Origin of the sequence: Serratia sp. CY83965 (genome assembly GCF_052166375.1) — a bacterium.
GTDB lineage: Bacteria > Pseudomonadota > Gammaproteobacteria > Enterobacterales > Enterobacteriaceae > Serratia > Serratia marcescens.
In genome coordinates, this window is sequence record NZ_JBJNOV010000003.1 from 278565 (window position 1) to 291150 (window position 12586).

At 59.9% G+C, this 12586-nt stretch carries 11 protein-coding genes; 4 read left to right on the forward strand and 7 right to left on the reverse strand.

From position 1 onward, the window contains the following. Positions 1 to 4: 4 nt before the first annotated feature. A complete protein-coding gene (locus ACJ8PL_RS09235) occupies positions 5 to 232 on the reverse strand; it encodes a YejL family protein (protein WP_004935782.1) in 228 nt (75 codons plus the stop codon). Between the two features lie 211 nt (positions 233 to 443). Here ACJ8PL_RS09235 and yejK point away from each other — a divergent pair, with 211 nt between their 5' ends. Continuing rightward, positions 444 to 1451, forward strand: a complete 1008-nt coding sequence (yejK, locus tag ACJ8PL_RS09240; protein ID WP_004935779.1) for a nucleoid-associated protein YejK — start codon at positions 444 to 446, stop codon at positions 1449 to 1451. Positions 1452 to 1535: 84 nt separating this feature from the next. Here the strand turns inward: yejK and rplY are convergent, their stop codons facing one another. Both rplY and ACJ8PL_RS09250 read right to left on the reverse strand, forming a co-directional pair. Further along, the gene (rplY, locus tag ACJ8PL_RS09245) at positions 1536 to 1820 is read right to left on the reverse strand and encodes a 50S ribosomal protein L25 (RefSeq protein ID WP_004935776.1); all 285 of its coding nucleotides are present in this window, start codon (positions 1818 to 1820) and stop codon (positions 1536 to 1538) included. Between the two features lie 162 nt (positions 1821 to 1982). After that, positions 1983 to 3740 (reverse strand): DEAD/DEAH box helicase, encoded by a 1758-nt coding sequence (locus tag ACJ8PL_RS09250; RefSeq protein WP_442531090.1) that lies wholly within the window; start codon positions 3738 to 3740, stop codon positions 1983 to 1985. A 318-nt stretch (positions 3741 to 4058) separates the two neighbouring features. Between ACJ8PL_RS09250 and rsuA the strand changes: the two genes are divergently transcribed. The 3 genes from rsuA (at position 4059) to ACJ8PL_RS09265 (ending at position 6949) form a co-directional block, all read left to right on the forward strand. Further along, positions 4059 to 4772 carry a 16S rRNA pseudouridine(516) synthase RsuA gene (rsuA, locus tag ACJ8PL_RS09255; RefSeq protein WP_016926969.1) on the forward strand — a complete coding sequence of 238 codons (714 nt, stop codon included), beginning with the start codon at positions 4059 to 4061 and terminating at the stop codon, positions 4770 to 4772. A 41-nt stretch (positions 4773 to 4813) separates the two neighbouring features. Continuing rightward, entirely contained in the window at positions 4814 to 6010 is a 1197-nt protein-coding gene (locus tag ACJ8PL_RS09260; RefSeq protein WP_015378537.1) for a Bcr/CflA family multidrug efflux MFS transporter, read from the forward strand. A 594-nt stretch (positions 6011 to 6604) separates the two neighbouring features. Next, entirely contained in the window at positions 6605 to 6949 is a 345-nt protein-coding gene (locus ACJ8PL_RS09265; protein ID WP_004935763.1) for a YejG family protein, read from the forward strand. 8 nt (positions 6950 to 6957) lie between these two features. Here the strand turns inward: ACJ8PL_RS09265 and yejF are convergent, their stop codons facing one another. The 4 genes from yejF to ACJ8PL_RS09285 are packed head-to-tail and all read right to left on the reverse strand — an operon-like array spanning position 6958 to position 12501. Beyond that, entirely contained in the window at positions 6958 to 8568 is a 1611-nt protein-coding gene (gene yejF / locus ACJ8PL_RS09270; RefSeq protein ID WP_016926971.1) for a microcin C ABC transporter ATP-binding protein YejF, read from the reverse strand. A 1-nt stretch (position 8569) separates the two neighbouring features. Continuing rightward, positions 8570 to 9595: an ABC transporter permease gene (locus ACJ8PL_RS09275; protein ID WP_015378535.1), complete on the reverse strand. Its 1026-nt coding sequence runs from the start codon at positions 9593 to 9595 to the stop codon at positions 8570 to 8572. Continuing rightward, positions 9592 to 10683, reverse strand: a complete 1092-nt coding sequence (locus ACJ8PL_RS09280; RefSeq protein WP_016926973.1) for a microcin C ABC transporter permease YejB — start codon at positions 10681 to 10683, stop codon at positions 9592 to 9594. The genes ACJ8PL_RS09275 and ACJ8PL_RS09280 overlap by 4 nt, the downstream gene beginning before the upstream one ends. A gap of 9 nt (positions 10684 to 10692) precedes the next feature. Beyond that, complete coding sequence (locus ACJ8PL_RS09285; protein WP_123867391.1) at positions 10693 to 12501, reverse strand: extracellular solute-binding protein; 1809 nt, start codon at positions 12499 to 12501, stop codon at positions 10693 to 10695. Between the last annotated feature and the right edge of the window lie 85 nt (positions 12502 to 12586).

Below are 12586 nucleotides of genomic sequence, written 5' to 3' on the forward strand. Positions count from 1 at the left end.
AATATTAATGTGCTTTATCTTCACGGACAGAAGCCTGCAGGGCTTCCGCGAACGATCTTGCCAGGGTTTTCCGCTGCGCGGGGGCAACGCTGGTGTTGATCAAATTAGTGACCATGTTGCCCAGCACCATCAGGGAAAGATCGGTGGGGGTATGGTGTTTTTCCAGAACATTGACCAGCTCTGAGAGCAGTTGTTCAACGTGTTCGTCACTGTAACGGGATGATTGTGGCATAAAATTGCGCTTAGTAATCTGCAAAGTGCCCTATCTTACCGTATAGGGCAGTGATTTTCCGCTCTTTTATCACTTCCTGTCATTTGGGGAAGGGGGCGCCCGCGGCGGGGCTGCTCCTCGCAGCGCCTTTCCGGTTTGCCGCGGCTTTTTAGTATTGCAGGGCGGGGTCTTCAGTGTTTGAATACGCGCCTAAAGAACAGGAGGATTTATCATGAGTCTGGATATCGACCAGATCGCTCTGCACCAATTGGTGAAACGCGACGAGCAAACGCTGGACGTGGTGTTGCGCGATACCTTGCTTCCCACCAACGCGGCGGTGGAAGAAATGATGACGGAACTGCATCGCGTCTACAGCGCCAAGAGCAAGGCCTTGGGCCTGTTCAACGAAGGCAGCGAGCTGGCGGAAGCGCTGCGCACTTGCCGCAAGGACGATAAGGACTTTCTGGCCTTCAGCCGCGCGGCGACCGGCCGCCTGCGCGACGAACTGGCGAAGTATCCGTTTGCCGAAGGCGGCGTGGTGCTGTTCGGCCAATACCGTTATCTGGCGGTGGAGTACTTGCTGATCGCGGTGCTGAACAGCCGTAACAGCATGCGCGTCAACGAAGAGCTGGATATCAACACCACGCACTATCTGGACATCAACAACGCCGATATCGTCGCGCGCATCGATCTGACCGAATGGGAAACCAACCCGGAATCGACCCGCTATCTGACCTTCCTGCGCGGGCGCGTAGGCCGCAAGGTCGCCGACTTCTTCATGGATTTCCTGGCGGCGTCCGAAGGGTTGGACACCAAGGCGCAAAACCGTGGGCTGCTGCAGGCGGTGGACGACTACTGCGCCGATGCGCAGTTGGACAAGAACGAGCGCCAGTCGGTGCGCCAACAGGTGTACAGCTACTGCAACGAACAGCTGCAGGCGGGCGAAGAGATTGAACTGCAGGCCCTGTCGCAGGAGCTGTCGCCGGTCGGCGAGAAAGACTTCATGCAGTTCTCCAGCGAGCAAGGGTATGAGTTGGAGGAAAGCTTCCCGGCGGATCGCGGCACGCTGCGCCAGCTGACCAAATTTGCCGGCAGCGGCGGCGGCATCAGCCTGAATTTCGACGCCATGCTGCTGGGCGAGCGCATTTTCTGGGATGCGGCCACCGACACGCTGACCATCAGAGGCACGCCGCCGAACCTGCGCGATCAGCTGCAACGCCGGACCGGCAGCGGCAAGTAAGCGTGCCGAATCGCAGACAATAAAAAACGCCGCAATTGCGGCGTTCTTTATTTCGGCGTCCCGAAAGGTTCGAAAACGTAGCGATTAAACGCGAACGAAGTCGATGTGAGCCAGTTTTGGCTTGAACGGGTGACGCTGTACAGCCTGAACCTTAACTTTGGTTTCTTTACCGTCGATAACCAGAGTTACTGCTTCGCTGTAGAATTCTGGTTTAGCTTCCATGTTCTTAACAGAATCATGGTCCAATTCGATGGAAACTGCAGCTTCTTTGCCACCGTAAACGATAGCTGGGAATTTGTTTGCTGCACGCAGGCGGCGGCTCGCACCTTTACCCTGGTCTTTACGTACTTCTGCATTGATAGTGAACATTGTTTTTTCTCTTAAAAGAAAATTTACCCTGCTACAGGCGACCCAAGTAGCAAGTTCGGAATTCCGCTTTAACGCTGGGCAGGCCCAGGTAAAGCGCGCGGCATTTTAACGGAAAGCCGCCCGCAGGGCAACGAAAACCTGCCCAGATTGAGGGCCGTTCGCTCAGGCCAACTGATTGGCGCGGCGGAAACGGCCTTGATAATCGAACACTTTCTCGCGCACCTGCCAAAACTGGCCGCGTTTGCGCGCCACCACGAAATCCGGATGGCGCAGCGCCTGCTGTTGCGCCAGCACGTCGGCGGCGGTGTGCCAGGCGAACGGCACGCCCGGCGCGCGCTGGTGCGGGCGCAGGAACAGCATCTCGAACGCTTTGCGCTGCGCCGGCGTCTGCAGGCGGAAACGCTCGCTGGTGCTGGTGCCGTCCTCGTCGTAATAGGTGGCCTTCAGCCATTCGCCCTTGTCATCGCGGCCGCTTTGCAACTCCATGCCGCCGCAGCGCAGCACCAGCGCGTCTTTCAGCTTCAGCGCCGCCTTCAGCATGTCGTCAGGATCGACCAGCACCTCCTGACACTGATGGCAGCGGCGTGCGGCGATGTCGTTCTCCGCGCCGCAGTGCGGGCAGCTCTTGAACCGGAAGCGGTAATCGCACTGTTCGCGGTGGCCGTCGTCGTCTTCCAGCCACCCCTGGCAGCGGCGGCCGTAGTGCTCGATAATGTCGCCGTTCTCGGTGCACTTGCCCCAGAACAGATTGGCGAAGCCGCAGGCCGGGCAGAACACCTGCACCGGCTGGCTGTCGCCGTGCGGCTTGCTGACGCCGACCTCCGGCGTAAACAGATCGTGCGGGTTGCCGGCGTAGTCGAGGATCAGACAATCTTCCTTGCCGGGCGCCAGCCGCAGCCCGCGGCCGACGATCTGCTGATACAGACTGACGGACTCGGTCGGGCGCAGGATCGCGATCAGATCGACGTGCGGCGCGTCGAAACCGGTGGTCAATACCGCGACGTTGACCAGATAGCGCAGCCGCTGCTGTTTGAACGCCTCGATCAGCGCATCGCGCTCGGCGGGTGGCGTTTCGGCGCTGACCAGCGCGGCTTCGCCGTTCGGCAGCAGGCCGTGGATTTCGCGGGCGTGTTCGACGGTGGCGGCGAAGATCATCACGCCTTTGCGATCCTCTGCGTATTCCACAATCTGGCTGATGATGTGCGGCGTGACGCGGTTTTGCCGCTTCAGCTCGCGGTTCAGATCCGCTTCGCTGAACAGGCCGTTGCTTCTGGCCTCCAGCCGGCTGAAATCGTACTGCACAATCGGCATGTCCAGCCGCTCAGGCGGCACCAGGAAGCCGTTCTTAATCATATAGCGCAGCGGCAGCTCATAGATGCAGTCGCGAAACAGGCTGGCGCCGTCGCCACGGGTGAAACCGTGGTAGTGATACTGGTAAATCCAGCCCTTGCCCAGACGATAGGGCGTGGCGGTCAACCCCAGCAGCCGCAGCTGCGGGTTGGTTTTCTGCAAATGCAGGATGATTTGTTGGTACTGGCTGTCGTCGTCATCGCTGATGCGGTGGCATTCATCGACGATCAGCAGCGAAAAGGCGCCGTTGAACAGCGGCAGGTTGCGCGCCACCGACTGCACGCTGCCGAACACCACTTTGCCGGCGCTTTCTTTTTGTTGCAGGCCGGCGGCGAAGATGTCCGCCTCCAGGCCGTAGGCGCAGTATTTGGCGTGGTTTTGCGCCACCAGTTCCTTGACGTGCGCCAACACCAGCACCCGCCCACGGGCGCGCTTCGCCAGTTCGGCGATCACCAGGCTTTTGCCGGCGCCGGTCGGCAGCACGATCAGCGCCGGTTCGGGACGCCGCCGGAAATGGTTGATGGTGGCTTCGACCGCTTCCAGTTGGTAGGGGCGTAGGGTAAAGGCCATAAATGAACGCCGTAGAGTGGAATGGGCCGCCGGGTACAGATCTTGTCGCCTCCGTTCCCACAGAAACAGCGACATTTTACGCCCCGGGCGGCCGAAAAATTTTTACTATTATGCCTTCTGCGCACGCGCGGTGCGAGAAGCGTGAAAATTACCTCTGTCGGGCAACGCGTAGTGTCGCTATACTTGTGTGACAGCAATCGCTGTTCCCCCACGCGATTTCCCCCCTGAACCTGCTATTTGCACCCGGTGCAACGGCGGGCGTCATATTTTGGCAATACGATCAATGCGATCATAACAACGACAGGCAAAGCAGATCCCATGCGATTGGACAAGTTTTTATCTCAGCAGTTAGGCATCAGCCGTGCGCTGGTCGCGCGCGAACTTCGGGCTAAACGCGTCACCGTGGACGGTGAGGTGGTGAAGAGCGGGGCGATTAAACTGACCCCGGAGCAAGAAGTGGCGTTCGACGGCAATCCGCTGCAGCAGCAGAACGGCCCGCGCTATTTCATGCTCAACAAACCGCAGGGCTACGTCTGCTCTACCGACGATCCCGATCATCCGACGGTGCTGTATTTCCTCGATGAGCCGGTCGCGTACAAGCTGCACGCCGCCGGGCGGCTGGATATCGACACCACCGGGCTGGTGCTGATGACCGACGACGGTCAATGGTCGCACCGCGTCACGTCGCCGCGCCACCACTGCGAGAAAACCTATTTGGTCACGCTGGAGCACCCGTTGGCGGAAGACACTGCGCAGCGTTTCGCTGAAGGGGTGCAACTGCACAACGAGAAAGATCTGACGCGGCCGGCGACGCTGGAGCAGGTCGACGAGCACGTGGTGCGCCTGACCATCAGCGAAGGGCGCTACCACCAGGTGAAGCGGATGTTCGCCGCCGTCGGTAACCGGGTGATCGCGTTGCACCGCGAGCGCATCGGCGCCATCGCGCTGGATGACGATCTGGCGCCGGGCGAATACCGCCCATTGACGGAAGAAGAGATCGCCAGCGTGGGCGCGCCGCACCTGCAGGACTGATAACCGATCATTGATTGCGGCCGATTAAGGAGTCGTGGAACGTGCAACAGAACCGAACCTCTCATCTCGGTTTGATTTTCATTCTGGGCCTGTTGTCCATGTTGATGCCGTTGGCCATCGACATGTACCTGCCCAGCATGCCGGTGATCGCCGCCCAGTTTGGCGTCGAGTCCGGCAGCGTGCAGATGACGCTCAGCGCCTATATGCTCGGCTTCGCCTTCGGGCAGCTGTTCTATGGGCCGATGTCGGACAGCATCGGCCGCAAGCCGGTGATCCTGTGGGGAACGCTGATCTTCGCCATCGCCGGCTGCGCCTGTGCCATGGCGCAGTCTATCGATCAGTTGATCGGGCTGCGTTTCCTGCACGGTTTGGCGGCGGCGGCCGCCAGCGTGGTGATCAACGCCCTGATGCGCGATATGTTCACCAAGGATGAGTTCTCGCGCATGATGTCGTTCGTCATTCTGGTGATGACCATTGCGCCGCTGCTGGCGCCGATGATCGGCGGTGCGCTGTTGCTGTGGTTCAGCTGGCACGCCATCTTCTGGACCATGGGCGCCGCGGCGCTGATCGGTTCGCTGCTGGTAGCCTTGTTCATCAAGGAGACGTTGCCGAAAGAGCGGCGACAACGGTTCCACCTGCGCACCACGCTGGGCAACTTCGGTTCGCTGTTCCGCCATAAGCGGGTGCTGAGTTATATGTTGGCCAGCGCCTTCTCGTTTGCGGGCATGTTCTCGTTCCTCAGCGCCGGGCCGTTCGTCTACATCGAACTGAACCACGTTTCGCCGCAGCATTTCGGTTACTATTTTGCGCTGAACATCGTCTTCCTGTTCCTGACGACGCTGATCAACAGCCGCAACGTGCGGCGCTTCGGTGCGGTCAAGATGTTCAAGCTGGGGCTGCTGGTACAGCTGGCGATGGGGCTGTGGCTGATGGCGGTGAGCACCGTGGGCCTGGGATTCTGGGCGCTGGTGATCGGCGTTGCGGTCTATCTGGGGTGCATCGCGATGATCTCCTCCAACGCCATGGCGGTGATCCTGGATGATTTTCCGCATATGGCGGGCACCGCTTCTTCCCTGGCCGGCACGTTGCGCTTCAGCATCGGTGCGCTGGTGGGGGCGGTGCTGTCGATGGCGCCGGGCAAAAGCGCTTGGCCAATGGTCACCTCGATGGCGCTGTGCAGCATCGTGGCGGTGCTGTTCTATGTTTACGCCAGCCGGCCGCGCGATCGCGCAGCCTGATGTTCTCCCGATGCGGGGCGTGTCGCTCCGCATCGTCACGGGGTTGCGCCCTGCCATTTCAGGGAGCAACCGGCAATGAAAAATTTGTTGCTAAATATACGCAAGCTAATTAATTGGCCGTTTTCCCATCTGTGTGCTTTTTGTTAAAAAAATCCGCCAGCGTGCCGCCCAATATTCCCCGAGTAGCGCGGCGCGCTGTTGGCTGAGCAGCGCGGGGGGTTTGTATTAGGGTTGATGTAAATCAAGGTATTAGCAACAGTGCCTGCGCTAACGTGACGGGTAAGATGTTTCTTCATTGTAAAAATATGGCGACGAAAAAGTAGTCGCATTGCAAGAAAAAAGAGTTGAGATCGCTGCGGGAAAGGGTTACATATAACGCAAAAATGCGAGCTGAGTCGCAAAATGCCGTGAAATAACACCGCACGGCGCGCCAAAAAGTGGCACGGCATCGGCAAGCACGGGGTCAGGTTAATGGCTTGCGGCAAAATTTACATTTAAATAACATTTGTGCGCGGCAGAGTCGGGAGTCAACGGCTATAACTTAGTAACCCTGTCAGGTAAAAGTGTTTCACCTTTTCAAACTAGGGATTTCATGTGGAGAGTATCCAACTTTCGGTAGTGCATCGCTTGCCGCAAAGTTATCGTTGGCTATCCGGTTTCACCGGCGTGAAGGTCGAACCGATTCCGTTTAACGGAATAGACGAAGATAACAACCTGATTGGGCTGAAGTTGCTCAGCCATGAAGGAGCCGAGGCCTGGCAGGTCATGCAACAGCTCAATCTGTCGTTGCAGGAGATTCAGGTCGACTGTGCGATCGTCGAATGGGAAGGGGAACCTTGCCTGTTCGTGCAGCGCAGCGACGAGAGCGCCACCATGTGCCGCCTGAAAAACGTCGGTGCCGCGATCGCCGAACCGCTCAGCGCGCAATACCCCTTCTGAATTCGCCGCTAATCCGCCAACTGCAGCAGTTGACGGGTATAGTCGGCCGCGGGCGCCGCGAAAATCGCCCGGCAGTCTCCCTGTTCAACCACTTCCCCCTGTCGCAGTACGATGACCTGATGACATAGCGAACGCACCACCTGCAGGTCATGGCTGATGAACAGATATGCCAACCGATGGCGTTGCTGCAGCGATTTCAGCAGCGTCAGGATCTGCGCCTGCACCGATTTATCCAGTGAAGAGGTCGGCTCGTCGAGGATCAGCAGCTGCGGCTGCAGGATCAGCGCGCGCGCGATGGCGATGCGCTGGCGTTGGCCGCCGGAGAACTCGGTGGGATAGCGGTGGCGAAGCTGCGGATCCAGGCCGACTTCCCGCAACACCTCGATCACGCGTTGTTCCCGCTGCTCGGGGCTAAGTCGCTGGTGCACCTCCAGCCCCTCGGCGATGATCTGCTGCACGCTCAGGCGCGGATTCAGTGCGGAATAAGGATCCTGGAAGACGATTTGCATTCGGCTGCGGTAGGGCAGCATCTGTTTCATCGTGAGCGGGTGCAGCGGTTCGCCGTCGAACCAGATGGCGCCCTGCGAGGCCAGCAGACGCAATAGCGCAAGCCCGGTGGTGCTTTTACCCGAGCCGGATTCTCCCACCAGCCCGACGCTTTCCCCGGCGCGCAGCTCGAAACTCAATGATTTCAATGCATAATGATAATCCACCGTGCGGCGCAGCAGGCCACGCCGAATGGGGAAGCGCACCTGCAGATCTTCCACCTTGAGCAGCGGCCGCTCGTCACCGGAGCGCGCGTTGGCCGCGGCAGGCAACGGCAGCGGCTCACCGACGTCTTCGGCGGCCAGCAGCTGCTGCGTGTAGGGATGCTGCGGCCGGCTGAACAGCTGCGCGCGGCCGTTTTGCTCTACGCAGCGCCCCTGGCGCATCACCGCCACGTTGTCCGCCAGGCGGCGCACGATATTCAGATTATGGGTGATGAACAGCAACCCCATGCCCATCTCTTGCTTCAGCTCTTGCAGCAGCGTCAGGATCTGCGCCTGGATAGTCACGTCGAGCGCGGTGGTGGGCTCGTCGGCGATCAGCAGTTTCGGGCGGGTCAACACCGCCATGGCGATCATCACCCGCTGGCGTTCGCCGCCGGACAGCTGATGCGGGTAATCCTGCAGCCGGCTCTTGGCCTGACGGATGCCGACGCGCTCCAGGCATTCGACGATCTCTGCGCGCGCGGCTTCGCGCCGCAGGCCGCGGTGCAGCATCAGCACTTCCGCCAGTTGCTTCTCGATGGTGTGCAGCGGATTGAGCGACACCATCGGTTCCTGAAAGATCATCGCGATCTGATTGCCGCGCACCTTGCGCAGTGCAGCTTCCGGCGCATGCAACAACGACTCGCCGTTGAACAGAATATCGCCGGCAGGGTAAACCACCGGCGGCGCGGGCAGCAGACGCAGTATCGACAGGGCGGTGACGCTTTTGCCGGAGCCGGATTCCCCTACCAGCGCCAGCGTTTCCGCCGGCGCTATTTGCAGCGAGAGTTCGTTGACCACCGGCGTGACGGTGTCGCCCTGGCGGAAGGCGATGCTGAGATCCTGAATAGCGAGCAAAGGAGTGGCCATATCAATGCGCCTTGCTGGGGTCAAAGGCGTCGCGCACCGCTTCGCCGATAAAGATTAATAACGACAGCAGCACTGCCAATACCAGGAAGGCGGTGATGCCGAGCCACGGCGCCTGCAGATTGTTTTTGCCTTGCAGCAGCAATTCGCCGAGCGACGGCGAGCCTATCGGCAGACCGAAACCGAGGAAATCGAGCGACGTCAGGGTGGTGATCGAGCCGCAGAGGATAAACGGCAGGAAGGTCAGCGTCGCCACCATGGCGTTGGGCAGCATATGGCGGGACATGATTACCCGATCCGGCACGCCCATGGCGCGCGCGGCGCGGATATAGTCAAAATTGCGGGTGCGCAGGAATTCGGCGCGCACCACGCCCACCAGGCTCATCCAGCCGAACAGGATGGTGATGCCGAGCAGCCACCAGAAATTGGGCTGGACGATGCTCGACAGCAGAATGATCAGAAACAGCGTCGGCATGCCCGACCACACTTCGATAAAGCGTTGCCCCCACAGATCGAAACGCCCGCCGTAATACCCCTGCGTCGCGCCGACGCACACGCCGATCAGGCTGGAAAACAGCGTCAGCGCCAGGCCGAAAAGCATCGAAATGCGAAAACCGTACAGCACCCGGGCTAGCACGTCGCCGCCGTTACTGTCGGTGCCCAGCAGGTTGTGCCGCGAAGGCGGCGAAGGGAAGGGCACCTCGGTGGCGAAGTTGATGGTGTCGTAACTGAAGCGGATCGGTGCCCAGACCGCCCAGCCGTGCCGTTCGATCTGCCGCTGCACGAACGGATCCTGATAGTCGGCTTCGGTATTCAGTTCGCCGCCGAAGGCGGTTTCGCTGTAGCTAATCATAAACGGCAGGTACAACCGGCCTTCATAACGCACCAACAGCGGTTTGTCGTTGGCGATCAGATCGGCGGCCAGGCTCAGGGTGAATAGCACCAAAAAGATCCACAGCGACCAGTAGCCGCGGCGGTTGCGGCGAAAACGCGCCCAGCGCGCCTGGTTGATCGGGCTAAGGCGGCTCATTGGCGGGCCTCGAAGTCAATGCGCGGATCGACCAGGGTGTAGGTGATATCGCTGAGGATATTCAACAGCAGGCCGATCAGGGTGAAGATATACAGCGTGCCGAACATCACCGGGTAGTCGCGCTGCAGCGTGGCGTCGTAACCCAGCAGCCCCAGGCCGTTGAGCGAGAACATCACCTCAATCAGCAGTGAGCCGGTGAAGAACATGCTGATAAAGGTGGCTGGAAAACCGGCGATCACCAGCAGCATGGCGTTGCGGAACACGTGGCGGTACAAGATTTTTTTCTCGTCCAGCCCTTTGGCACGGGCGGTGGTGACGTACTGTTTGCGGATCTCGTCGAGGAACGCGTTTTTGGTCAGCATGGTCAGGGTGGCGAAGCCGCCGATCACCGTCGCCAGCACCGGCAGGGTGATATGCCACAGATAGTCGGCGATCTTCGCCGGCCATGAGAGGGTGTCGAAGTTGCTCGATACCAGGCCGCGCAGCGGGAACCAGTCCAGGTAGCTGCCGCCGGCGAACAGCACGATCATCAGAATGGCGAACAGAAAAGCCGGAATGGCGTAGCCGATGATAATCAGCGTGCTGCTCCAGGTATCGAACGCGCTGCCGTTGTGGACGGCCTTGCGGATGCCGAGCGGGATCGACACCAGATAGATGATCAGCGTGCTCCAGAGGCCCAACGTGATGGAGACCGGCAGGCTCTGGCCGATCAGCTGCATCACCGAAGCGCCGCGAAACAGGCTGTCGCCGAAGTCGAAGCGCATATAGTTCCACAGCATGGTGAAGTAGCGCTCGTGCAGCGGTTTGTCGAAACCGTAACGTTGGGTGATCTCGGCGATCACCTCCGGATCCAGGCCGCGCGAACCGCGATATTGGCCGTCGCCAGCCGCGATGCCCGTCCGGGCGTGGCCCAGGCCTTCGCCGACACCGCCGCTGCCAAACCCGCTGCCGTGCCCGAGCTCGATGGCGGCGATGGCCTGATCGACCGGACCGCCGGGGGCGATTTGCACGATAAAAAAGTTGATGGTGATGATCGCCCACAGCGTGGGGATCACCAATAACAGTCTGCGTATCAGATAGGCCGCCATTCCGACTCCTTATTGCCGCTGAGCCGGTAAGCGCGCCGCCTTGTTGACGTCGTACCACCAGTTGTCGAAGCCGATCGCATAGGCCGGGCGAATCGACGGCGTGGAGAATTTGTCCCAATAGGCGTAGCGGTCGTGGTTGGAGTACCACATCGGCAGCATGTAGTTGTTCCAGGTCAGCACCCGGTCTAGCGCGCGGCCGAGCGGCAAGAGGGCTTTTTCGTCGCCCTGATGGGCGGCGATTTGCCTGACCAGGCTGTCGACCGCCGGATCTTTGACGCCGGGGGTGTTATAGCTGGAATCAATGTACTGCGAATCCCACAGAATTTGCAGATCGGCGCTGGGGAACGGCATCGCCATATACACCGTCGACATCATGTCGAAATCGCGCTCGCGCATGCGGCGGGTGTACTGAGAGGCGTCAATCTCGCGGATTTGCATATCGATGCCCAACCGTTGCAGGTTGTGGCGGAACGGCAGCACGTACTGGAAGTTGCTGCCGCTCAGCAACATCAGTTCAAAGGTGAACGGCTGGCCGGTTTTGGCGTTGACCAGCTTTTGATTTTTGACCACCCAACCGGCTTCTTTCAGCAGTTGGGTCGCCTTCAGCAGGTTTTGTCGATCGTTGCCGCTACCGTCGGAGGCGGGCGGTTGGTAGATGCTGGTAAATACCTCCGGCGGTATCTGGCCCTTGAGCGGTGCCAGCAAGGCCAGTTCAGCGGCGTCCGGGTAGCCGCGGGCGGCGTAGGCGGTGTTTTGGAAATAGCTGTCGGCGCGCTGATAGGCGTTGTAATACAGCGCCTTGTTCATCCAGTTAAAATCGAAAGCCAGGCCGATCGCTTCCCGTATCCGACGATCGGCGAACAGCGGTTTTTGCAGATTGAACGCCAGCCAGCGGGTATTCTGCGCCGCCTGGTTGGTCTCGTCTTGCTTGATGATGTAGTTGCGCGCGAAGTTGCCGCCCTGATATTGGGTGGCCCAGCTTTTGGGCGACGGCTCGATGCGGAAATCGTAAGCGCCGGCCTTGAAGGCTTCCAGTGATACCTTATCGTCCAGGTAATAATCGTAACGAATGCTGTCGAAGTTGTAGCGGCCGCGGTTCACCGGCAGATTGGCGGCCCAGTAGTCGCGCACCCGCTGATAGATGATGTACTGGCCGAGGCGGTAATCGCCGATTTTATACGGGCCGCTGGCGAGCGGCGGGGTGCTGAGCGGTTCGTTGAGCTTATGGTTTTTCCAGAAGCTTTCCGGCAATACGCGCAGGCTGAGCAGACTGAGGATTTGCTCACGGTTCGCCTTAGGCAGCTCGATGCGCACCGTCAGCCGGGAAATGGCCTTGACCGTGACGCCTTTGTAATAGGAGCGAAACTGCGGCACGCCTTCGGCCATGAATTTATTGAAGGTAAAGGCCACGTCGGCGGCGGTGATCGGGCTGCCGTCCTGGAAGCGGGCGCGGGCGTTGATATCCAATTCCATCCAGCGCATGTCGGCCGGGAAACGGGCCGATTCGGCAATCAGCGGGTAATAGCTGCCGGGTTCGTCGTCGGAGTTGGTGAACAGCGTATCGTACAGCTCCATCGTGCGCTCGCCGGGCACGCCGCGGGTAGCGAAGCGGTTGAAGTTATCGTAGGTGCCGATGGCCGCCAGCCGCACGTCGCCGCCCTTGGGCGCCGCCGGGTTGACGTAGTCGAAATGGCTGAAGTCGGTGGCGTATTTCGGTTCACCGAGAAGGGCGAAAGCGTAGCTTTCGTTGAGGGCTTCGGCCCGCAGACCGAAGCTCAGTGCCGAGAGCACCAGAGCAGCGAAAATGCGCACGGACATCAGACGGTAAGCTCCTGCTGTGGAATAAAGTACAGCCTGCGCCCAGCATAACATTCTTCGGGCGGGCGCAGGGTAAAGATGCTTA

What these genes read in the sequence shown, in the direction of transcription:
- ACJ8PL_RS09235 (WP_004935782.1), bottom strand. Translation starts at nt 232, where the DNA reads ATGCCACAATCATCCCGTTACAGTGACGAACACGTTGAACAACTGCTC.
- yejK (WP_004935779.1), top strand. Translation starts at nt 444, where the DNA reads ATGAGTCTGGATATCGACCAGATCGCTCTGCACCAATTGGTGAAACGC.
- rplY (WP_004935776.1), bottom strand. Translation starts at nt 1,820, where the DNA reads ATGTTCACTATCAATGCAGAAGTACGTAAAGACCAGGGTAAAGGTGCG.
- ACJ8PL_RS09250 (WP_442531090.1), bottom strand. Translation starts at nt 3,740, where the DNA reads ATGGCCTTTACCCTACGCCCCTACCAACTGGAAGCGGTCGAAGCCACC.
- rsuA (WP_016926969.1), top strand. Translation starts at nt 4,059, where the DNA reads ATGCGATTGGACAAGTTTTTATCTCAGCAGTTAGGCATCAGCCGTGCG.
- yejF (WP_016926971.1), bottom strand. Translation starts at nt 8,568, where the DNA reads ATGGCCACTCCTTTGCTCGCTATTCAGGATCTCAGCATCGCCTTCCGC.
- ACJ8PL_RS09275 (WP_015378535.1), bottom strand. Translation starts at nt 9,595, where the DNA reads ATGAGCCGCCTTAGCCCGATCAACCAGGCGCGCTGGGCGCGTTTTCGC.
- ACJ8PL_RS09280 (WP_016926973.1), bottom strand. Translation starts at nt 10,683, where the DNA reads ATGGCGGCCTATCTGATACGCAGACTGTTATTGGTGATCCCCACGCTG.
- ACJ8PL_RS09285 (WP_123867391.1), bottom strand. Translation starts at nt 12,501, where the DNA reads ATGTCCGTGCGCATTTTCGCTGCTCTGGTGCTCTCGGCACTGAGCTTC.